At 58.7% G+C, this 21,622-nt stretch carries 16 protein-coding genes; 8 read left to right on the forward strand and 8 right to left on the reverse strand.

All coding sequences use genetic code 11. The features are described 5' to 3' along the window. Positions 1 to 7: 7 nt before the first annotated feature. Positions 8 to 592 (reverse strand): YceI family protein, encoded by a 585-nt coding sequence (locus ACO6TG_RS27350; RefSeq protein ID WP_422376099.1) that lies wholly within the window; start codon positions 590 to 592, stop codon positions 8 to 10. 425 nt (positions 593 to 1,017) lie between these two features. Here ACO6TG_RS27350 and ACO6TG_RS27355 point away from each other — a divergent pair, with 425 nt between their 5' ends. Beyond that, a complete protein-coding gene (locus tag ACO6TG_RS27355; protein ID WP_422376100.1) occupies positions 1,018 to 1,737 on the forward strand; it encodes a glycerophosphodiester phosphodiesterase in 720 nt (239 codons plus the stop codon). Between the two features lie 66 nt (positions 1,738 to 1,803). On the opposite strand, the gene ACO6TG_RS27360 is transcribed toward ACO6TG_RS27355, so the two are convergent. Then, on the reverse strand, positions 1,804 to 2,382 hold the full coding sequence (locus ACO6TG_RS27360; RefSeq protein ID WP_422376101.1) for a TetR/AcrR family transcriptional regulator: 579 nt from the start codon (positions 2,380 to 2,382) through the stop codon (positions 1,804 to 1,806). Between the two features lie 336 nt (positions 2,383 to 2,718). Between ACO6TG_RS27360 and ACO6TG_RS27365 the strand changes: the two genes are divergently transcribed. From ACO6TG_RS27365 to ACO6TG_RS27375, 3 genes are all read left to right on the forward strand, one after another. Further along, positions 2,719 to 3,447, forward strand: a complete 729-nt coding sequence (locus tag ACO6TG_RS27365) for a hypothetical protein (RefSeq protein ID WP_422376102.1) — start codon at positions 2,719 to 2,721, stop codon at positions 3,445 to 3,447. A 53-nt stretch (positions 3,448 to 3,500) separates the two neighbouring features. Continuing rightward, positions 3,501 to 4,139, forward strand: a complete 639-nt coding sequence (locus ACO6TG_RS27370; RefSeq protein ID WP_422376103.1) for a hypothetical protein — start codon at positions 3,501 to 3,503, stop codon at positions 4,137 to 4,139. A 71-nt stretch (positions 4,140 to 4,210) separates the two neighbouring features. Next, entirely contained in the window at positions 4,211 to 4,582 is a 372-nt protein-coding gene (locus ACO6TG_RS27375) for a VOC family protein (RefSeq protein WP_422376104.1), read from the forward strand. 128 nt (positions 4,583 to 4,710) lie between these two features. On the opposite strand, the gene ACO6TG_RS27380 is transcribed toward ACO6TG_RS27375, so the two are convergent. From ACO6TG_RS27380 to ACO6TG_RS27405, 6 genes are all read right to left on the reverse strand, one after another. Next, positions 4,711 to 6,168 (reverse strand): NAD-dependent succinate-semialdehyde dehydrogenase, encoded by a 1,458-nt coding sequence (locus ACO6TG_RS27380; RefSeq protein WP_422376105.1) that lies wholly within the window; start codon positions 6,166 to 6,168, stop codon positions 4,711 to 4,713. Positions 6,169 to 6,412: 244 nt separating this feature from the next. Continuing rightward, the gene (locus tag ACO6TG_RS27385) at positions 6,413 to 6,766 is read right to left on the reverse strand and encodes a helix-turn-helix domain-containing protein (protein ID WP_208988532.1); all 354 of its coding nucleotides are present in this window, start codon (positions 6,764 to 6,766) and stop codon (positions 6,413 to 6,415) included. Positions 6,767 to 6,996: 230 nt separating this feature from the next. Then, entirely contained in the window at positions 6,997 to 11,343 is a 4,347-nt protein-coding gene (locus tag ACO6TG_RS27390; protein WP_422376106.1) for a translocation/assembly module TamB domain-containing protein, read from the reverse strand. A gap of 5 nt (positions 11,344 to 11,348) precedes the next feature. Then, positions 11,349 to 13,331, reverse strand: coding sequence for an autotransporter assembly complex protein TamA (locus ACO6TG_RS27395; RefSeq protein WP_422376107.1), 1,983 nt, complete (start codon positions 13,329 to 13,331; stop codon positions 11,349 to 11,351). A gap of 226 nt (positions 13,332 to 13,557) precedes the next feature. Then, entirely contained in the window at positions 13,558 to 14,469 is a 912-nt protein-coding gene (gene folD / locus ACO6TG_RS27400; RefSeq protein WP_422376108.1) for a bifunctional methylenetetrahydrofolate dehydrogenase/methenyltetrahydrofolate cyclohydrolase FolD, read from the reverse strand. A gap of 126 nt (positions 14,470 to 14,595) precedes the next feature. Then, the gene (locus tag ACO6TG_RS27405; protein ID WP_422376109.1) at positions 14,596 to 15,588 is read right to left on the reverse strand and encodes an AGE family epimerase/isomerase; all 993 of its coding nucleotides are present in this window, start codon (positions 15,586 to 15,588) and stop codon (positions 14,596 to 14,598) included. A 429-nt stretch (positions 15,589 to 16,017) separates the two neighbouring features. Here ACO6TG_RS27405 and ACO6TG_RS27410 point away from each other — a divergent pair, with 429 nt between their 5' ends. The 4 genes from ACO6TG_RS27410 (at position 16,018) to ACO6TG_RS27425 (ending at position 21,616) form a co-directional block, all read left to right on the forward strand. Continuing rightward, the gene (locus ACO6TG_RS27410; RefSeq protein WP_422376110.1) at positions 16,018 to 17,148 is read left to right on the forward strand and encodes a polysaccharide biosynthesis/export family protein; all 1,131 of its coding nucleotides are present in this window, start codon (positions 16,018 to 16,020) and stop codon (positions 17,146 to 17,148) included. A 76-nt stretch (positions 17,149 to 17,224) separates the two neighbouring features. Further along, entirely contained in the window at positions 17,225 to 18,574 is a 1,350-nt protein-coding gene (locus ACO6TG_RS27415) for a capsule biosynthesis protein (protein WP_422376111.1), read from the forward strand. Beyond that, positions 18,558 to 19,880, forward strand: coding sequence for a capsule biosynthesis protein (locus ACO6TG_RS27420; RefSeq protein WP_422376112.1), 1,323 nt, complete (start codon positions 18,558 to 18,560; stop codon positions 19,878 to 19,880). The genes ACO6TG_RS27415 and ACO6TG_RS27420 overlap by 17 nt, the downstream gene beginning before the upstream one ends. A 95-nt stretch (positions 19,881 to 19,975) precedes the next feature. Further along, positions 19,976 to 21,616 (forward strand): hypothetical protein, encoded by a 1,641-nt coding sequence (locus tag ACO6TG_RS27425; RefSeq protein ID WP_422376113.1) that lies wholly within the window; start codon positions 19,976 to 19,978, stop codon positions 21,614 to 21,616. Positions 21,617 to 21,622: the final 6 nt, after the last annotated feature.

Raw genomic sequence — 21,622 nt, forward strand, 5'->3', positions numbered from 1 at the left:
CTTTCGATCAGTTGGTGGCGTCGGCCTTCAGCGTTTCAGCATGGAAGGTGACGGTCACCTCGTCCCCCACATAGGGGACAAACATGTCCATGCCAAAGTCGGACCGCTTGATGACAGTGGAAACGGCAAACCCGGCAGCTTCCTTCTTGGCCATCGGGTGTTCGCCAAGTGCCGTGACCGTGACGTTCACTGTTGTCGGCTTGGTGACGCCCTTGATGGTCAGGTCGCCGGTGACCTCAAGCTGGTTTTCACCAACCTGTTCGACCTTGGTGCTGGCAAAGGTCGCTTTCGGGAATTTGTCCGCATCGAAGAAATCCGCGCTCAGCAGGTGCTTGTCACGATCCGCCCAGAACGTGTCGAGGCTGGTGATGTCGATGGTGAACTCGATGGAGGAATTGGCCGGGCTGTCCTTGTCGATCAAGAGCGTGCCATCCCAGTTGCCAAAGCGGCCGTCCGTCGTGGAATAGCCGAGATGGTTGTAGGTGAAAGACAGGTTGGCGTGAGACTTGTCGAAATCATAGGCAACTGGCTCGGCAGAAGCTGCGCCGGCAAAAAGGGAGAGGGCCAGCGCGGAAGCTGCAAGACGGATCATGTTCAAACCTCGTAAGATTGTTGTCAGGAGCGTTCGCCCATGAACGCTGCAGTCTGGAAAATAGGTATGAAATTGGCGCATGCAATTTGACTGACTGTTCTGAAATTTCGAACAATCGCAGCCCGAATTCTGACACTGTTTTGGTGAAGGCCTGATAAGATTTTCCGAGTCGATTGTTGCTGCTCGTCATCCGAAAACTCCGGACATTTAGAATCAGCATCGCCTGCGAGGGCACATGTGGTGTCTTTGACGGCGCAATCAAGAGTTGCTTAGCTCGGTAAGTGCATGATAACTCGAAAGAAGTTCCAGTGTCATCATTCCATCAAGAAATTCAGGCACCTCTTGGGTCATCTTTCCTGACGTATAGCTGAAATCGGAACCCGAAAGCCTTCAGATCACCGGTCTGGAGCACCAGGAGAATCGACGTGAAACAAGCGATGGTTGTTTGTCACCGAGGCGCGTCACTGTGGGCTCCTGAAAACACGCTGGCGTCCCTGGAGAAAGCCATCGAGATGGGCGCGGAGGCTGTTGAGCTTGACGTGCGACCGTCCCGGGATGGCATTCTGTACGTCATGCATGACGCCACAGTGGATCGAACCACCAATGGCTCAGGCCGGATTTCGGACCTGACATCTGCAGAGATTGATGCGCTCGACGCCGGTATCTGGTTCGGCCCGGACTTCGCCGGCGAGCAGGTGCCCCGGCTGGACCGGTTCCTGGATGCCTGCAAGGGCCGGATTGCCACTTATGTGGAAATCAAGGACGGCGATCCCGGAGAAGTTCGTGACATGCTGGCGGTGCGCGGCATGCTCAGCGAGGCCTGGACCTTTTCCTTCGACCAGGCCATTCGCGCCGAGGCTCGTGCCAAGGTCCCCGACCTGCGCCGTATGGTTCTCTTCATTCACGTTGGATCGGTCGACCGCGCTGTGGCCCAGGAGGCGCAGATCCTCGAGTTTCACGAAGACAATCTCAGCGCGGACCTTGTGACGGCCGCAAAACAGGCCGGGCTGATCACGCAGATGTTTTATTCTGGCAACGACCGGACCGTGTTTGAAAAGGCGCTGCGCTGCGGTGTCGAGCAGATGAACATCGATCAGGTTGAGGTGTTTCGGTCGGTGGAAAGGGAGTTGTTTCAGACAGCTTAGTCTCTGCGATGCAACAAATGGAAAGGCGTCAACTGTCCAGTCGAAGCGTCAGAGAATTGCGACGGATCAGGCCGGCTTCAGCACTGCATCAAGGTAGAGATTTGCGGTCGTTTTCACGACTGACTGGTCTGGGCGAACGATTCCGAACACCGCAATTCCATTATCCAGGCATACAAGTGTCCGGGCGAGGGCGGTAACATCCGTATCATCTGCAAGGTCACCGTTTTTGAGAGCGGCGATCAGATTGTTGCGGAAACGCTCTTCCACCTGGTCGACAAAATTTCTGGCAACATTGAAGGCTGCACCTGGCACTGTGGCCTGCTCGGTCAAGGTGTTGACGATAAAGCAGCCTTGATAGTCAGGCTCCACTTTCAGCGCATCGAAATAGGCGCGGATGTTGGCAAGACCGAGAGGGTCCCGGCAAAGGTGGCCGTCGTAAAACGCCTTGGCCTCTTGCGCGTATAGCTCGAGCGCTTCCAGGAAAAGCCCTGCCTTGCCATCAAATTCCTTGTAGAGGCTGAAACGGTTCAGGCCTGTCGCTTCAACAAGGTCGCTCAGATGTGCGCCCTCGTATCCGGATCTCCAGAAACAGTCCCGTGCCTTTGCAAGGACGTCTGTTCGTTCATAGTTCTTTTTTCTACCCATAAGCGCCCCTTAGCAGGGTTGCCTCTCGATGTCAAATTTAAACACGTTTCGTTCTGTAAAAAATTACGGCGTGGTGCAGAAGCAATAGGTCACGCCGCAGTCTGAAAAGAAGTGTTGGTGCCGAGTCCACTCCGCCTCACCAGATCACCCTTCTGTCACCGTTTCTCTTCAAAAATTCAGAAAAGGCAAATACTGAAGCGTAAAGCGTGGGGCAGCTATGACAGCTACCTTGAGATCGTTGCGCAGAAAAATAAATCACGCATCGTTTAGAAAAACCTTGACAGCGGCAACGGCAAGGCAAATAAAACACTTATCGTTCTGAAAAAGGAAAGCCTCATGGTTAGAAAATTTGTTGCCACGATTGTCTTCGCCCTGATGGGGCAGGCGGCGCTTGCGGATGACAACACCATTCTCGAAATTGCCTGGTTCAAACTGCTGCCCGGCACAGAAGAGGTCCGTATGCTTGACGGTGCCCAGCATGTGCAGGACCGGTTTTTGCCGCGGTTTGACGGCCGGATCTATCGCGAATTGATGGCAGAGGACGGCGGAGACTATTGGATCGACTCGATCCACTGGCGGTCTGTCGGCGACTTTGCCAAGGCGGCTGCGGAAATTCTGACCGACCCGGACGGGGCCCCGATCATGGAGCTGATCGATCCTTCGACCATGGCCTGGTTTCACGCTGATCGGATGCGCCATTGGCAGGTGAGCAATGTGCCTCAGGGAGATGGATTTACAGAAATTCACGTCTTCCGTCTGGTGGCGCCTGGTTCGGAAATCGAATTCTTGATGCCGACGACAGATGAAGCCTTTCTGGAAGCTGCTGAACGTGTTCAGCAAAGCCTCGGCGAAATGTCCGGATTTGTGGACCGCGAGCTCTTTCGAACCACGGACGGCTGGTGGGTCGACATGGTTCATTGGCAGTCGCGAGAGGCGGCAGAGGCAGCGCAGATGGCGATGATGGCCGACATGGCTGATCCAGAGTCCGCTGCCATGCGGTTTCTCGTCCAGATCGACCCCAAGAGCCTCAAGACCTTCAAGATGAATCAAAAACGGGTCTGGTAACCGCTGCGGCCAGTCAAGGACCTTGCCGCTCTGGTGAGGCGAAAGGAAAAGAGATGTTAAGACGCGAATTAGGGCCTGTCGCGGTCATGGGATTTGCACGCTATCGATTGGTCGAGGGCACCAAGCCAGCCGAATTTCTGCAAGCTGCGGTCAATTGGCAGGAGCAGTTTCTGGCCAAGTGTGACGGCATCGCCATGCATTGTGTGCTCGGCAACCTCGATGGAGAGTTTGCAGATGCGATACTGGCGACGGACCAGAAGTCGTTTGGCCTCATGGCTGAAGCCCATCCCTCCCATCCGGCATCTGAGCCGCTGATGGGGATGCTGGATCGAGACAGCATACGTTTGACGGGCAATCAGCTGCTGGGGGGACCAAAGGAATTGCCGAGCGGGTTTTCCTGTATCGAGTTCGGTACCTTCCGCCCGTCAAACGGGACCGGCTTCTCGGAAAGCGGGATGATGGCGGTATCAGACGCGATCGAACAGCAATACCTGGCCGGCTTCTCCGAATCTCGCGCCCATTTCATGGGTAAGGTGGATGACGGTACCTATTCCGAAATCGCTTTTGTCGAGACATCCGGAGCGGCCCGAAAAATCTGTGGCGGCTATGTCGGAGACGAAACCTGCCAGGGACTGTTGAACATGTTCGAGCCGGAGACCGTCGATCTCGATTTCTGGCATGTCCTCGCCTGACATCGTTGCTGGCCTGCGTTCATCTGTCGTCGGTCAACTCGCTCTGATCGTTCGACCAACAGGAAAATGCAATGACATCCCGTCCGATCGTCTCCTGGTGTGAAATTCCAGTTTCCGACTTCGACAAGTCCATCGAGTTTTATTGTCATGTGTTCGACTATGTGATGGAGCTCGATAGGTCCGGCCCGGAACCGTTTGTCATATTGAACAATGACATGTCCGGTGTCGGCGCCCACCTTTTTGCCGGCAGGCCTGCCGGTAACGGCCGTGGTCCGCGGATCCATCTTGTCGTCCCGGATAACCTGGAGGCCGCGATTGAGCGCTGCAAGGCCAGGGGGGGAGAGGTCCTGTCAGATCCAAGGGACATTCCGCCGGGACGCTTCGTCTATGCACTCGATCCCGACGGAAATGGCATCAGCCTCTTTGAGCCGCGCCCAAACTGATATCAATAAAGAACCGGCCCTATGTCTGGGCCGGTTCTCCAAATTCTGCACTGCCAAGTTGGGGGCATTTGCCCACCGTCAGGTGCCGGGTCCTGCCCCTGGGCAATCGCGCTGTGTCGTTGAGAAATTCAAAGACCAAGGCCGCCGATACAGCTGTATTTGACGTTCAGGTAATCGTCGAGGCCATATTTCGAACCTTCATTGCCCATGCCGCTGTCTTTCACGCCTCCAAAAGGGGCGACTTCGGTGGTGATGACGCCTTCATTCACGCCAACCAGGCCATATTGCAGCTGTTCCATCACGCGGAATGTGCGGCCGAGATCCTGGGCATAGAAATAGCAGGCGAGGCCGTATTCCGTATCATTGGCCAACTGGATGGCTTCCTCCTCGGTGTCGAATTTGAAGAGGGCAGCCAACGGCCCGAAGGTTTCCTCATGTGCGACTTTCATGTCGGCGGTGGCGCCCGTGATCAGAGTTGGCTCGTAAAAGGAACCTGGCGCATCCGGTCGCTGGCCGCCTGTCACCAGTGCACCACCCTTGGCAAGGGCGTCCTGGACATGATCGGCCACCTTCTCTACCGCGGCTTCGTTGATCAGCGGACCCTGGGTGGTGCCGGCCGCAAGGCCGTCGCCAACCTTGAGCTGGGCGGCCATGGCGGTTTTCAGCTTGTCGGCAAAGGCATCATATACCCCGGCCTGGACGTAGAGGCGGTTGGCGCAGACACAGGTTTGACCGGAATTGCGAAATTTGCTGGCGATCGCACCTTCGACCGCGCGGTCGAGATCGGCGTCGTCGAACACGATGAACGGTGCGTTGCCGCCCAGCTCCATCGAGATCTTCTTCATGTTCTTGCCGGCATTGGCCGCCAGCAGTTTCCCAACGCGGGTCGAGCCGGTAAAGGTGAGCTTGCGCAGGGCCGGGTTTTCGCACATTTCCTCGCCGATGGCAGGCGCGTCACCTGTAAGGATGTTGATGACACCGGCCGGCAGACCGGCCTTTTCGGCCATCACGCCATAGATCAGAGCGGAATAGGGCGTGAACTCAGCCGGTTTCAGGACCATCGTACAACCGGCCGCAAGCGCTGCGCCGAGCTTGCGCGCGATCATGGAATTGGGAAAATTCCAGGGCGTGATCGAGCCGACAACACCGACAGGTTCCTTGGTCACCAGGATGCGACGATCGGCCCAGGGCGAGGGAATGGTGTCGCCATAAATGCGCTTGCCCTCTTCAGCAAAGAAGCGGATGTATTTGACACCGAGCGCGATTTCGCCTTTGGCCTCCGCAAGCGGCTTGCCCATTTCCGTGGTCAGCAACACGGCCAGATCGTCGATCTGGTCCATGATCGCGTCGCACAGCTTGTGCATGAGATTGGCGCGGGCCTCGGCTGTCAGTGCTTTCCAGGCAGGCAGGGCGACAGAGGCAGCCTCAATGGCGCGGGCCGTTTCCGGACGGCCGCAATAAGGGATCGTGCCGATGGTCTCGCCCGTTGCCGGATTGGACACGCCAATCGTCTGGCCGCTATCGGCGTCCTGCCAGGCGCCGCCGATAAAGACTTGTTCCTTCAACAAAGACGTATTCAAAGACATGGAGACTTCCCGATCCGTGTGACTTGACCGGATAGTGATAGGGGGCGGACGAAGGCTCTGGCAAGCGCTTTTGAAGCGGAACGGTTCTGGGAGATCCGATATATGCCAAGGCTAGACAAGTCGCCCGGCGCGGACGAGTTCAAGATGCTCGAACCGCAAAAGCCGGCGTCGTTTAACGCCGGCTGAGGCCGTAGCTGTCCGGTCTGAAATCAGGCCGTTATCCGATATTGTGCGCCTGAAGGGCTCAGGCGCCTTCGAGGCGCTCCTGAAGCGAGGCGATTTCATCGGCCAGCGCCTGGGCCTGCCGCTGAACGCGATCAAGCGCAACACGCATGCTGTCGATATCGGACGCTGCCGGCACATCGGCAGCCGGCGGCGTGCCGCGACCGACGAGCAGCCAGGTCGGGCTGACATTCAGGACGCCGGCCAACAGCACAAGCTTGTTGGAGCGCGGTTCGGACCGGTCGCTTTCCCAGCTGTGCAGTGTGGATGTCTTGATGCCGAGGCGCCGGGCCAGCTGCGCCGTGGAAAGGCCGGAAGCGTCGCGTGCCTTGCAGATCCGCTCACCCAAAGTGTAGTCGCTGCTGCTGGTGGACATGATGTCGCTCCCGTATTTTCCGGCCGACTCCGCCGCCAGATAAACGGTCTGCTCCGGACGGGACGGAGAGTTTCTTTTGAATATTTGGTTCATGGCGCGCACACTGGCACGTCTCATGTGTGCACCGCAACCGTCCACGGCGAATTTGTCGCAATGACGCAGGCTCGCGGCGTGTTCACGCAAATTGCCTGTCAAAATTGCCGTGCCACCGTCGTGGGAAGGAGGCGCTTCTAATACTCGCGCTCGAAAAAGATGCCCGCTTTTGAGGACCCGTCAGCCCCCACTTCACCGCGCACTTTCAGACCGCGATCAAGATCGATATCCACCTTTACCCGGCTGGAGCCGCTGCCGGTTCCCTGTTCGACCCCGACATAGATGTTGTCATTGATGTATTTGCCGACGGCAACGGACGGACCATCTTCGCCGTCGGTGTTGATGTCGATCGCATCAAGTCCGAGAGACTTCCGGATCGAGGCGAGGGGGCCACTGTCGCTGCCGCCGGTCAGGGTGGCAATGGCGGCAGCAAGCCGGGCAACCTGGGTCGCCGACAGGTTACCGACGCTCTTGCCGAACAGGAGCAGCGCGAGCACCTCGTCCTGAGGCAGTTCGGGAGAGGAAGTGAAGGCGATCTGCGGGTCGTCGGCCTCACCGCTCACCGTGACCGTGATGGTGGTGTCGCTGACCGTCGTGGAAGCGGCAAAATCGAGGAGCGGGGTCAGAGAGCCTTCGAACGTTGCACTGCCGCGTGAGAACACCAGACGCCGGGTCAGAATATCGAGTTGCCCTCGCTTCAGGCTGAAAGCACCGACCGCCTGGGGGGAAGCCGTCGTGCCGACGATCTTCAGGTTGCCTTGCAGTTCGGCGTCAAGACCGCGTCCGCGAATGAAGATGCGGCCCGGGGCCGACAACAGGATGTCCAGGCGAGGCGGGATCGTTTTCTGTTGCGTCTGCCGTTGCTGGGTATCGCCGCCAAGCTCGGCAACCTGCTGACGCACCGCCTTGGACGCGTTGACGTGCCGGACTTCGACAGGCGGGATCGCGCCGGGCAGATATTCCGGAATGGAGACATCTGCCTTGTTGATCGTAACCGTGCCTCCGATCAGGGCCGATGAAGAGGTGGATGCGAGCGGCCCTGAAATTTTCAGATCGGCATCCACTTCCGCGCTCACCAGTCCGGGGTCGATGTAGCGGCCCTTGTTCAGCTTTATCGTGAGATCCGTCGGAAAGCCGTTTTTCATGCCGATAGTGCCACCGGCCGACAGACTTCCACCGGTTGCCAACTCGCCGGTGATCCCGTTGAGCGAGGCCTGATCCTGCGTGACAGCAGCCGTACCGCCGATGTTCTGAACGGTCAGTCCGGTCGACAGGCTGGTAACTCTGAGACCGGCCGGTGTCGCGGTGATCTGGTAGGCGGGCGCACTGGCGGATCCGCTCACGGTGCCTTTCAGGGCAATCGCGCCCTCCGCCCGAATGCCCGCCTCCAGGAGAGGCCGCCGAAGGGCCGCCGTCGGGACCGTGCCGTCCAGCGTCAGGGCCAAGGCATTGGGCTGTTGAAGTCCGACAGTGCCGGAGGCGGAGAGGTTCAGCCCGTTCGGGTCGCTGACCTTGCTTGTCTGGGAAATCTGGTTGTCCTTCAGATCTCCGGAACTGGTCAGGCTGAGCGCAGCCAGGCCATTGTTCCGCAATTCGCTTGCCGTGAGCCCCGCGCCGGTGATCGACCAGGTTGCCTGTGGCGCGGACGCACTGCCGGTTGCCGTGATGTTGCCCGAGAGTGAACCGCCGAGCCCGAGCGACGGCGCGAAGGCGTTGGCAAGGTTCAGTGGTACTGATTTCAACTCGGCTTTCAGGTCCAGTTGTTCGCCGGCCTGGCCGGAGAGGGACAGGGAACCGTCACCGAGCTGAAGGTCGAGCGGCGCGATTGTGGCGGTGCCCTCGTTATAGGCAATCGTGGTTGGCGCCGTCAGTTTGCTGGCCAGGCCCTGGTAGCGCATGGCGAGTTCTGAAAGTGCAAGCAGATAGCCGCCGTCATCGGGTTGGCTGACCCTGGCCTTCAGCGTGAGCCCGTCCTTGCCGCTGCTATCAAGATCAATCCTGGCACCGATTGAGGTGCCGCCATTGTCCGGCCGGGCCTGCAGGTTGACGCTGTGTACGGGCGTGGCGTCCGTCAGCAGATCGCTGATTTCGATATCCGCCGAAACTGTTTCGGGGGCATAGGGCGCAGCCAGATTAGCCTTCATTTTCAGGCTGCCCAGGCTCAGCGAAGGCACATCAATACCGCTGCCTGTGATGTCGAGTGCAAGCTGCTTGCGGTCCGGATCTGCCGAGACAGTGCCGCTCAAGCGGCCTCCGATCTCCGTCAACAGGAGCGGGGAGAGCGAAGCCAGGTCCGGCGCGTCGATCTTGAGATCGCCCTTGAGCGTCTCGACCGGGCGGTTGAGGTCAGCGAAGGTCAATGCGCCGGTGATCGTGTTTCCGGCAAGTTTCACCGACAGGGGGCTGAGCTCTGCTCCGCCATCCTTGCTCACCAGTTCCACATCAACCGCTATCGGTTGCCCGTTCAGCGCGGCTGCCCCCTTGAGCTTGGCCGTGGGGGCCGAGCGATTTGCAACGGCATCGGCCGAGAATGTCAGATCATCGAGGGGCGTACCGGCCAGGAGGATCTGTTTGGAGCCAGCGGTCGCCTTGACCTCAAGAGCCTCGATGGGCCCCGAGGTTGTCGCATCAAGTTCCAGACTGCCGGCAAGTTGGCTGTCTGCCCTTGACAGGTCGGCGAGGCTTGCCGTCAGCGCCGAGGTCAGGTTGCCGTCGGCATAGTGGGCCTTCCCGGAAACGTTCAGCTGATCGTTGCCGATTGCGAGATTTTCTAGATTGATGTCGCTTGTGCCACTCAGGTCCAGTGTCAGGTCCGTGCGGGTTTCGCCGGTCAGTAAGGCATCCGCCTGAGGAATGGCGACAGAGACATCCTTGCTGATCAGGGACACGGCGGCTGTTCCCGTCAATTGGCTGGGATCCAAGTCGGCTGTGAATTGTCCGGCGATACTGCCGCCAAGGTTTCTTCCTGCCAGTTCGGACAGGATCGCCAGATCAGGAACAGAGATACGTCCCTTGCCGCTGACCATGTCGGGCGACAGGGTCGAGTCGGTCAGCGTGAGGGTCATGGCAGAAGACGTGAGGGCGAGTTCCGACAGCTGAACGTCCTGCGTTCCAGAGTTAACTGATCCTTTGCCGGTAACGGAAAGCGGACCGGACAGCGCTGCTGTCTGTTGCGTCAGTCCATCCAGTCCCGTGATGTTGAGCGTCAGGGCAAAGGGTGACGTCAGTGTCTCGGAGCTGAAATCCGCGCCATTGCCGGAGACCGTCAGCCGGATCTTTTCCGTGCGCAATTCCGTTGTCTGGAAAGAAGCTAGCTCTAGGTCAGCTGCCCAGTCGGCGGCACTTTGAGTGCCGGACACGTTGACCTGGCTGGTCACTGGCCCAAAGGCAATGCGGCGATCGCCGACGTCAAGCGCAATCAGTGCTCCGCCACCCGCATTGACGGACAGACTGGCGGTGACATCCATCTTGTCATTCGCAAGGTCGGCCTTTGCATCGAGGGCAAGCGTCTGGGTCCGGGCGGAAAGATTGGCTGCAAGCGGCGCAAAGCCCGGCGAAAACCGTGCCGTGCCGGTCAGGTCCGTCGTGCCGAGCACGAAGGCCTGGGCGGCGGGCGGGGCCAGGTCGGCGAGATGGCCATCAAGATCGAAGCTGAGATGGCGCTCCGAAGCGGTTTCCTGCAGGCTGGCGGAACCTGCTACCGTGGTTTTGCCGTCAAGCGCGACGCTCAGGTCGGCTGCCCAGTCGGTGAGCGGCCCGCTGCCCTTCAATATGAGGTCCAGGGCAGGAAGGTCCGGAACATCAAGCAGGCGTGCTGCCAACCCGCCACGTGGTTCGGAGATGGAAACATCGAATTGCAGGGTTTCGGCCGACGGTTCGAACCGGGCCATAGCGGTCAATCCTGCGTCGATCCCGTCCACCCGGCGAACATCGAGATCCGCCGTAACGAGTGCCGGATCGAGCGCAAACGCCCCTGAGCCGGAGGCGGTCAGGGAAACGGGCGCGCCCAGCAAGGCGTCACCCAGATTGATTTCCTCAAGCGACAGCCGCTCAAGCGACACGTTGACAGGCAGGGACAGTCCGGTCGTTCCTTCTGCCTCCGGCGTCGCGGATGTGTCGGTGTTCTCGGGCGTCTGGAGAGGCCGCACCAAGTCGAGCTGGTGGGCACTGAGAACGGTTATGTCCAGATCGCCGGACAAAAGCCGCAGCGGCCGCCAGTTGAAAACGATCGTCTGTGCGGACAGCCAGACGCCTTTCTTGTCCGCAATGTCCAGGCTTTCAATCGAGGCGTTAAGACCAAAGCTGACGTAGAGACCTTCAATCCTGATCGTTCGCTCTGGCGTGGAGGCAAGTGAACTGGCAACCCCGGATACCAGATCGCGTCCGGACTGCACCTGCAACGCGCCGATGACAAGCAACGGCACGGCAATCGCAATTGCGATCAGGAATCCGAAGATCCGCAAGGACAGATTGACAAAACGCATCTGCGTTAAAACGCCTGGCTTAAACCGACATAAAGGGCAAAATCCGGGTCATCCTGTCCCGGATCCAGAGGCACCGCCGCATCGATTCGAAGCGGACCTATGGGAGTAAAATAGCGCAGGCCGGCGCCGACGCCCACCTTCAGGCTTTCTGAAAAGTCCGGGACACTGTCTTCATAGGCGTTGCCGGCGTCAACGAACCCGACCACTCCAATGGTATCCGTTACTTTGACCCTGACTTCACCCGACAGTTCCACCAGCGACCGGCCACCGGTCACTTCGTCATTCACCCGGGGGCCGACATTGCGATAGGCATAGCCACGGATCGAGCCGCCGCCCCCTGCGATAAAGCGCCGGCTTGCAGGCACGGCCTCGACTGACGGTGCCAGGATGGAACCCGCCGAAACCCGCCCGGCGAGAATGAAGCGCTTGGCCTCGTCCAGGGCGTAGTAGCTGGATACGGTGCCCTTGACGAAGCCCATGGCATTCGAGTTCAGCGTGTCATAGGCAGGTTCGGCAAACAGCGCCGCAAAGACGCCCTTGGAAGGGTTCAGCTTGTCGTCGCGATTGTCGAAGGTCAGACCGGCGGGAAGGCCGACCAGCAGATAGTCACCGTCGCCAAACGCGTCTTCCTCGTTCGCATAGAACACTTCTGCGCCAGCGCGGCCTTTCAGCTGTTCGGAAAACTCGCGATTGAGATACGCATCATAGGTAATCGTCCGGCTCTTGTAGGCGTCCGGGTTTTCCTGGCGGGCCTCCAGGCTGGTGGAAAAACTCGTCAGTGGCCCGAAAACCCCGGGTTTTTCGAAGGCGACCCGTGCGGAGTATTCCAGATCCTTCAGGCTCTCATTTCCGATACGCCCGACGGAGCCTTCAACCGACAGGAGTTCACCGCGGCCGAACAGATTGCGTCTGCGCCAGTAGGACTCTACCCCGAAGCCTTCCGTGCTCGACCAGGAAGCGCCCGCACCGATGACATGGCGCTTGCGCTCGCTAACCTCAATCTGGATGGGCAATGACCCGTCCGGCCCGGAGATGTCGCCTTCGACAAGCCGGATAGACGAAAAGATGCCAAGTTCGTTCAGCCGTTTGCGTGCCCGAGCCAGGTCTTCAGGCGAATAGATGCCGCCCACGGGCAGCATGGCCTGCTGGATCACGAAATCCGGATCGGTCACGTCCGTACCGCTGACGGTAACCTGGCCGAACCGGGCTTGCGGACCTGTGTCCGCGACCAGCGCGACATCCAGCGTGTTCGTTGCGTGATCTGCCGTGATCCGGCGCTCCGCAATCCGGGCTTTCGGATATCCGCGCCCGCGCAGCACGCTGACAATGCGGCGCTCCGCCGCGAGGACCTTGCCGGAGGCGGCAACTTCACCGCTGTTCAGGCCCCAGAAGGACGGATCGGAAGAGAGGTCACTGCCAATTGTGGAAACGCTCACCTTGCCAAAGTCGAAAACAGGTCCCGGGTTGACGATGATAGCCACCTTGAGGGGACGGGTGTCAGGCAGGTCCGCGCGTTCCAGCGCCGTGTCCAGTGGCAGACCTGCAAGCACGATCTCGACCGTGCCGCCATACCGGCCCTCGGCATAGAGTTTGGCAATCAGGCGTTCGCGGTCTGACAGGGCACGGGCAATCAGTCCGGCTTCCCCGGACGGCGGTTTGTCCTGTTGCTGGATGAGCAGGGAAGCGGACTTCAGATCCTTGGTCAGGTCTTCCGACCCGCCGGTCGTTGTCAGACTGGCCTCGTAGGGAGTGGGATCCGGAACGGCTTCCGCCTCCTCGGCGCCGGATTCAAAGAACTTCCAGCCGAAAATCTCGAAGGCGGAGCTGGTCGTTGCCGTGGAAGAAAGGAGGAGGCAGGCGAGGCCAAGAACGAAGGGAATTCTGACACACGAAAGCGTGCCGGCGGCCCGTCGGGTTGCCAGCAAAGGATGCGCGGTAGCCCGCGGACCGGCCCGAAGGCCGGTATAACAGGACGGTAGACCCTTCACTCACTGCCGCCTGACGGATTGGCAGAGCCGCTTGTCACAGATCCCTGTCACAAATCGGCCCACTGTATTGCAGCCCCTACGTAATCAGCTTACCGGGGCCATGGTTAAGACAATGCCAACACGATAGACCATGACCCGCAGACAAGCGCAAGGGTGAAGCCCCGGCGAGAGTTTGCTTCCGCTGGGCAATTTGCGAGCGAAATCCGAGACAAGTGGTGCCGGGCGGTCAGAAAAGCGGTTCTTCTTCCGGCAGGCCAAGCAGGCGCCGGACTGCGGTCAGCGTGTTGACCATCAGCATCGCGATGGTCATCGGACCAACACCGCCCGGCACAGGCGTGATGGCGCCGGCATGTTCGAGCGCTTCCTTGAATGCAACGTCGCCAACCAGCCGGCTCTTGCCTTCGCCAAGATCAGGAGCCGGAATTCGGTTGATGCCGACATCGATCACAGTGGCGCCGGGCTTGATCCAGTCGCCCTTGATCATTTCAGGGCGGCCGACGGCGGCCACGACTATGTCGGCCGCACGAACCACGTCCGGCAGGTCACGGGTGCGGCTGTGCGCGATGGTTACAGTGCAACTTTCCTGGAGCAGGAGGCTGGCCATCGGTTTGCCGACAATATTGGATCGACCGACAACAACGGCGTTCTGTCCGGACAAAGTGTCGCCGAGCGTGCGCTTCAGCAGCACAAGGCTGCCGGCCGGGGTACAGGGCACCAGTGCGCTGTTTCGCTCGCCGGCGGTCAGCAGGCCGACATTGACCGGGTGAAACCCATCGACGTCCTTTTCCGGGCGGATCAGGCGCAGCACCTTGCTTTCGTCGATGTGGCCGGGCAGGGGCAATTGCACCAGGATGCCGTGAATTTCCGGATCATTGTTCAGCTGATCGACAAGCGCGAGCACGTCCGCTTCGCTCGTTTGGGCGTCGAGCGTGTGTTTGACGGAATGAAATCCGCACGCTTCCGCAGCCCGGTCCTTGTTACGCACATATACCTGGCTGGCCGGATCTTCACCAACAAGCACGACCGCAAGGCCGGGACGCTTACCGCTGTCGGCAAGCAGTTTAGCGGCCCGATCGGTAATTTCCTGCCGGACTGAGCCTGCAACGGCTTTGCCATCTATGATTTTTGCCTGGGGCATTCGGCCTCCCAAAATGTCATGCGGTGTCGAGGTATGTCTGGCGACAAGCTATAGAATGCTGCCTCAGATTGAAAAAGGCCGATTGCGTCGTTTCCTGCTCTGGTTTCGCCATTTCCGCGACTGTAGTCAAAGTGTCCGGGTGAACCGGTCCAGTTCGGAGATGGCGCAAACGATATGATAAAGTGAGCTGGCCGGGGCCTGTTCCTCTACGAACGTTCCATCGGGAGACAGTTTGTCGCGCCAAAGCCCCTTGGGTACATCGTTCAGGTAAATCTTGAGTGCGGCAACCGCGTCAGGAATGTCAGAGGCGTAAGCGTCGCGTTCCGGGCCGCTGGACAGCTCGGTCAAAGCAATGGCGGCCTTGAGCCATTCCGTCTGTGCCCAGAGCCGGGCGAGCGGGTCCTTGACGGTAAAGTCGTCGTTCAGGGCCATAAAGGCTGCGCCTCGGCTTTCATCAATGCCATAGGTCCAGCCGATATCGTATAGGCGACGCGCTGCAATCAAGGCGCCGGCATCGTTACGCAGACGTCCCCAGCGGGCGAGAAGCCAGGCCCACTCAAATTGATGACCAGGCTCCATGATGCGACCGTCTTCTCCCGGATACGGCCGCCATTCCATATCGAAGAACTCACGCAAACCACCGGAAACCGGATCGATGAACCGTGTCAGGGCAAGTTCCGCAATCTCATCGGCTATATTGCTCCAGTCAGGGTCTTCGGAGACGCTTTCCCAGGCCAGGCATGCCTCAAACAGGTGCATATGCGGATTTGACCGCAGTGGTAGACGTCCGTCTGTGGATTCCAGGAAACCGGCTTCAGGATGGCGGTACGATTGTTGCAGCAGATCAAGAAGGCGGTTGGCCGAAGCAATGGCTTCTTCCCGCTGCTCTGGGATCGCCAAGGCCACATTCGCAAATCCGAAAAGCGCAAAGGCCTGATTATAGAGGTCGAAAGTCGGGTCGCTGACCTTTCCGTGGGCATCCACGGCGGCGGCAAAATAGCCCTCTTTCAGCAAATAGGCACCTTTGAACCAGTCGTGGAGGTCCGAGGCAATCCGGATTGCCGGACCGTTCCAGCCCAGCCTTTCGCCCTCGAGGAAAGAATAGATCTGGCGCGGCACAACGCGGGCACGGCAAGGCGTGGACTGTCCCTGTGAGCTGTCGAGGGCAATGGCTTCGTAACAGGTCCCCTTATCGGAATCGATTCCGTCAGCTGTCCAGACCGGAAGTGCTTGATTGACGAGCCAACCTGTTAAATCTAACGATAGATTTTTAAGATAATTGTTTGAAATCGAGGGTGCTGGGGCAGTCATGGAAAATCTCTCGGCGTCTGGCTGGATCAAATGCTCACATTGACAGATTAGTTCTCGGTTTGCAGTGCGAGAAAGACGATAAATTGGAAATTAATCAATTCACTAGGAAAAGCGGGTCTAGTGTTACAGCAAAGTCACAGCCGCGATGTTTATCCGGGGGATAGCAGTGTTGCGACTTGGACATCACGGCAAGAGGGTGTTACCAGACTGGCAGTAGATGGGGTGGAACGGGTACTGATGCGGATTTTGTTTGTATTGATGGCTGCGGCAGCCTTGTTCGGGTGCGCTGCTCTTCCTGGCGATGGGCCAGCTGCCATTAACATCACCACGCAGGACGTGGAGACGAGTGCGCAGTCGGGCGACTTTACCGTGGTTATCGTCGACCCGGACAATATCAAGACTATTCGTTCATATCGCCCGCTGGCATTCGCCAATCAGTTCCGCGGTGTAGGTGGAGGCGGTTCGCCCACTTTACTGGGTGTCGGCGATACACTCACTGTGTCCATTTGGGAGGCCTCTCCAGATGGACTGTTTTCAAGCGGGGAAAGCGGATCGAGCCAGATTCCGTCCGTGGTCGATGAAAACGGCTATATTTTTGTTCCCTATGCAGGCCGGGTTCGGGCAGCAGGCCTGAGTATTGAAGGTCTGCGCCAGTCGGTCCAGCAGAAGCTGGTCGGGAAGGCCGTCGAGCCACAGGTGCTGATCACGCTCATGGACAAATTGAGCTCGACAGCCGTTGTGGTCGGCGATGTTGCCAAGCCTGGCGTCTATCCGCTGCCACTTCGTGAGACCCGGCTTCTCGAGCTGGTCGCACAAGCAGGCGGTGCGCGAGAAGCAACTTATGAAACGGTTGTCACGCTTAAACGCGGCAAGCGGGCCGGAACAACCCGTCTTGAAGACTTGATCGACTATCCTGAGAACAATGTCTTGATTTCGCCCAACGACAATATCCTGTTGTCGCATCGGCCGCGTACGTTCTCTGCCTTTGGTGCCGTCAAAACCAATCAGCTTGTGCCGTTCAGGACCAAGAATGTTACAATGGCCGAAGCCCTTGCGACGGTTGGTGGTCTGCGGGACGAACGTGCAGATGCCAATGGCGTGTTTCTGTTCAGGTTCGAGGATGCAGCCCTTGTACGCAGTCTCAAGCCGGAGCTTGCTGACAAGGTTGTCGGCACGCAGCCTGTCCCGTTGGTTTACAAAATCAGCCTGAGAGATCCGCGTGGGTTCTTCATGTCTCAGCATTTTGAAATGCGGGACAAGGACATTTTGTATGTGTCGAACCATCCGACAGCGGAACTGGGCAAGTTCCTGCAGATTATTGCACCGCTCATCAGCAACTACTCGACTGTCGCCAGAATTACCGATTAATTGTTGAGGATCAAATCGAGACGCGTTTCGGCTGTTCGCAGAAGGAGCGCCCAGTCCAGCGGATCGGCCACGTGGTATGAAGTCAGTCAGCCCCATGGTGGTGCTATTTCTACAGGGACCGCCTGGCGTGTTTGCGCGCACGATTGCCGACAGCCTGGAAGCGGCAGGCGCTCAGACGTGTCGGATCAACCTGTGCGCAGGAGACTGGCTCAATTGGCACGACAGTCGGTGCACATCCTATCGAGGACGTCTTGAGGCCTGGCCTGACTGGCTGAGACGCTTTTGCAAAGAGCGTCAGGTCACTCACATCATCTTTTATGCCGATCGCGTGCCGTACCACGTTGCCGCAGCAGAAGTTGCAGCCGATCTGGGTCTTGCGTGTCTCACCTACGAGAACGGCTACCTGCGTCCGGACTGGATCACGCTTGAACATTTTGGAATGTCTGCTCATTCCCGTTTCCCGGACGATCCGGGCCTGATCCTGAAGCTTGGTCAATCGCTTCCCGATATCGACCGCCAGCCGCGCTATGGCTATCCGTTCATCAATGAAGCGGTGAACGAAGTCTGCTGGAATATGGCCAACGTGTTTTTTGCGCTGGCGTTTCCCGGCTTTGTGAGGGACAAGCTCTATCACCCGTTGATCGACTATTTGAGCAATATTCCGCGGTTTACATTGGCCAGGGGCCGCAAACGCGCGGCCAACCATGTGATTGACGATATCATATCGACCGATCTGCCCTATTACGTGTTCCCGTTGCAGCTGCAAAGCGACTATCAGCTTCGCTTCAACTCGCAATACGACCATATTGCGGACGCTGCTGAAGAGGTGATTGCCTCGTTTGCCGGGCATGCACCCTCCGCTGCGCGCCTTGTTTTCAAGGTCCATCCTCTCGACAACGGCATGGAACCCTGGGCCAGGATTTTGCGGACGCTTGCGAAGAAATACAACGTCAAAAAACGTGTGTTGCTGGTCGATGGCGGCAACCTGAACCAGTTGCTGAGCCATGCTGCCGGGTCCTTGACCATCAACAGCACGACCGGTCTCCATGCTTTGCGCGCGGGATGCCCCACTAAGGTTCTGGGGATTGCACTTTATGACATTCCGGGGCTGACGTGCCAGAAATCACTGGATGATTTCTGGCGCCTTGCCACGACCCCTGATCCAGTGTTGCTGGATGCGCTGGAACGGCTTCTGGCTGCGACCATCCAGGTCAAGGGCTGCTTTTACACCAAAGAAGGGCGGGAAGCGGCCGCCGACCAGATGGCGGAGCGTATCGTGAATAATACGGTCAACCTGCCCGGAGCTTTGTGCGATCAGCCTCCACGTCTTGAGAAGGCCCTGTCGCGGGGAATTGCCACGACTTTTGCAGACCAGCTGAAAGCAAGGGGCAAAATGGAGCGGTGGACGCATGTCTGGCGCGGCTGAGACCGGGCATCCCGTTGATGACGCGGTCCGCGGAGATCGGAATATCCTGTTCCTGCAAGGACCGCTTTCTCCCCTGTACAAACGAACCGGCAGGATCCTGAAATCCAGGGGTTTTGGTGTCTACCGGATCAATTTCTGTGCCGGCGACTGGCTGCATTGGCATGGCGTCGGATGCACGAGCTACAAAGGGGCTGTTTGCGACTGGTCCGGGTTTATCGACCGTTTTCTGGACAATCACGGCATAACAGACCTGATTTTGCACGGGGACCAGCGAGTCTATCACCGGGTTGCGATCGAGTGCGCCCGCAAGCGTGGTCTCTACGTCGCGGTAACAGAGCTTGGTGCGCTGCGGCCGGGCTGGATGACCCTGGAAAAAAACGGACTGTCGACCGCTAGCCATTTTCCGAACGATCCGACGGCCATTCGCGAAATCGCCGAGCGTGTCGGACACATCGACCTGTCACCCCGGTTTCCGTCATCCTTTTGGCTTCAGACAGCACCTGATGTTGTCTACAATCTCGCAAATGTGTTCCTGAAGCCGATATTTCCTCGCTATGAACGACACACAATCTATCCGCCGGTCGTGGAATATTTACGCGGTGCCGCGCGCCTGATGCGACAGGGAACGCGTGACGCACACGCCAACGCTGTAATGGCGCAATTGCAGGAAAAAGGCACCCGGTACTTTGTTTTGCCCATCCAGCTGGAGGGCGATTTTCAACTGCGCCGACATTCGCCCTACCGCAGCTTCAAAGACGTTCTGGAGCTGGTTTTTGGGTCGCTGGCGTCGTCTGCAGGGAAGGACACAGAGCTTGTCTTGAAAAGTCATCCGCTCGACGTGGGGATCGAAGACTGGGAACGCGTTGCAAAGTCCCTCGCGAAAGAACACGGGGTGAGCGACAGGGTTCACTATCTGGACGGAGGCGGGCTTGCCAAGCCGTTCGAAGAAGCGGCCGGAGTAGTCACGCTGAATTCGACGGCCGGACTGGAAGCCTTGCAGGCCGGGGTCCCCGTCAAGACGCTTGTGCCGGCGCATTTCGACATAGCCGGTCTGACTCATCAGGGCTGTCTTGCCAGCTTCTGGTCGGAGCCTGAGGTGCCCGACGAGAAGCTGCTGGATGCCTATGTCCGGGCGCTCGCGGGCACCACGCAGGTCCGCGGTTCGATCCACAACAGGGACGGGGTCAACGCCGCCGCCACAAACATCGCGGAGCGGATAGCAACAAGAACACTCAACGCGCATGGCGCTTTTGTCGATCCACCACCCAGGCTGGAGCGGGCACGCAAGCTCGGTGTGCCGCTATGACTGCTGTTTTTCGGCCATGGTCTCGATCAATACGCTTTGCAGATCCCGATCTGCGATCGCTGCGTCCACGCCTGTCTGCTGCGCTGAAAGCAGGTTTGCTCCCGCAGCCGAGCGATGGCCGGCACTACCTGGTTGGCGGTACCTCGACGTTGATGACGGGTGGACGGCGTTCGGTGGCTGGCGAAACCGTCCCGCTTCTCGTTCTCAACGGACCGTCCCCAATCGAAGCGAAGCGCCTGCCGGCAAGTTTCGTTGCCATGCCGATCACTCTGCCACCGACCTCTGACTGTCTTGCTCCGGAAGAAGTCGCCCGATGGCTGGTTCAATCTACGAAGGAAAAGCCGGTCGATGCGGACACAGATTTTTCTTACCTCTGGCGATCCAGAGGGATGAGCTGTGCGGCGTCAGGCGAACAGATTTCCCGAGAAACGTCGGCTGGTTCGCTTGAACGCCTTCTGACGGGACACTCGCTAACGGCGTCGGAGCATCCCTTCTGGGCAGAAGTTCTTCGCGTTTGTGAGACCGAGGCCCTCGAGCAAGCGCGTTTGGTCAACCACGTCTTGTCGCAATACACGCTCTGGTTTTCCCCCTACACGGGGCAGCCGATATTGCCCGCTTACGCTGCCGCCATCTTTGCGATCATGCATGAACACTGGCAGGAAAACGATCAACCCAGTCACTGTTTTGGGGCGCAGTACTGGAACCATCCCTCTATCAGCGCGACTTTTTCCGGCCGTGGTGGAACCGTACAATTTCACGAAACCGAGGCAGAAACGCTGACAGCAGCGAGAACAAGCAATGGCCGTGTTCTGTCCTGGGCTGGCCGCACGCGCGAGGAGCTTGAGGCGGAATGCAGCAGGAACGGCACACCGCTGATACGCATTGAGGACGGATTTTTGCGGTCCGTCGGTCTGGGAGCAGGCCTGGCGCGGGGTGCAATGCTTGCCGTCGACGACCTGGGTATCTATTACGATCCCTCGCGCCCCAGCCGACTTGAGGTGCTGCTGCGAGATCGCGACCTTCTGCCTGACGAACTGTTGCGCGGCGAACAGCTGGTTGAGCTACTGCAGAAGGCCCGGGTTTCGAAATACAATTTCGGCAGGTCCCGGACCTATGATTTTCCGTCCGGACGAAACAAGATTCTCGTACCCGGTCAGGTGGCAGATGATGCCGCGATCCGTAAATCGAGATCGGCGACCATCGATTGTGCAAACACGCCCAATGTAAACCTGGATCTATTGCGACTGGCGCGGGAACGCCACCCGGATGCCTTTCTGGTGTTTAAACCGCATCCGGACGTGGAGACGGGCCTGCGGAAAGGCAAGGTGGCAAGAGAAACCGCACTGGGTTTCGCGGATGCTGTAGCGGAAGACGCCAATATCATCGATCTGATTGAAGCCGTTGACGCGGTAGAGACCTTTTCTTCCTTGTCTGGCTTTGAAGCCTTGCTGCGAGGCAAGTCCGTCGCCGTACACGGCGCTCCCTTTTACGCTGGCTGGGGTCTTTGTGAAGACCTGACCCGGCTGGAGGGCAGGGGGCGTCAACGATCTCTGCCCGAGCTGGTTTATCTGTCTCTGGTCGTCTATGCCCGGACCATTGACCCTGTGACACTGCTACCCTGCACGCCGGAGTTTCTGATTTCCAGGCTGACAGAACAGCGAAACGACCGGAAGCACCTTTTGATAACAGCTGCAAAACGGCATGCTTCCTGGCTAGGCAGGAAGTTGGGACTGTAACGGAGT

Source organism: Roseibium sp. (assembly GCF_965233565.1).
Classification (GTDB): domain Bacteria; phylum Pseudomonadota; class Alphaproteobacteria; order Rhizobiales; family Stappiaceae; genus Roseibium.

Bases quoted from the DNA above. Each gene is read 5' to 3' on its own strand.
- ACO6TG_RS27390 (WP_422376106.1), bottom strand. From the start codon at position 11,343: ATGCGTTTTGTCAATCTGTCCTTGCGGATCTTCGGATTCCTGATCGCA.
- ACO6TG_RS27380 (WP_422376105.1), bottom strand. From the start codon at position 6,168: ATGTCTTTGAATACGTCTTTGTTGAAGGAACAAGTCTTTATCGGCGGC.
- ACO6TG_RS27350 (WP_422376099.1), bottom strand. From the start codon at position 592: ATGATCCGTCTTGCAGCTTCCGCGCTGGCCCTCTCCCTTTTTGCCGGC.
- folD (WP_422376108.1), bottom strand. From the start codon at position 14,469: ATGCCCCAGGCAAAAATCATAGATGGCAAAGCCGTTGCAGGCTCAGTC.
- ACO6TG_RS27420 (WP_422376112.1), top strand. From the start codon at position 18,558: ATGTCTGGCGCGGCTGAGACCGGGCATCCCGTTGATGACGCGGTCCGC.
- ACO6TG_RS27385 (WP_208988532.1), bottom strand. From the start codon at position 6,766: ATGTCCACCAGCAGCAGCGACTACACTTTGGGTGAGCGGATCTGCAAG.
- ACO6TG_RS27415 (WP_422376111.1), top strand. From the start codon at position 17,225: ATGAAGTCAGTCAGCCCCATGGTGGTGCTATTTCTACAGGGACCGCCT.
- ACO6TG_RS27410 (WP_422376110.1), top strand. From the start codon at position 16,018: ATGCGGATTTTGTTTGTATTGATGGCTGCGGCAGCCTTGTTCGGGTGC.
- ACO6TG_RS27375 (WP_422376104.1), top strand. From the start codon at position 4,211: ATGACATCCCGTCCGATCGTCTCCTGGTGTGAAATTCCAGTTTCCGAC.
- ACO6TG_RS27360 (WP_422376101.1), bottom strand. From the start codon at position 2,382: ATGGGTAGAAAAAAGAACTATGAACGAACAGACGTCCTTGCAAAGGCA.
- ACO6TG_RS27370 (WP_422376103.1), top strand. From the start codon at position 3,501: ATGTTAAGACGCGAATTAGGGCCTGTCGCGGTCATGGGATTTGCACGC.
- ACO6TG_RS27365 (WP_422376102.1), top strand. From the start codon at position 2,719: ATGGTTAGAAAATTTGTTGCCACGATTGTCTTCGCCCTGATGGGGCAG.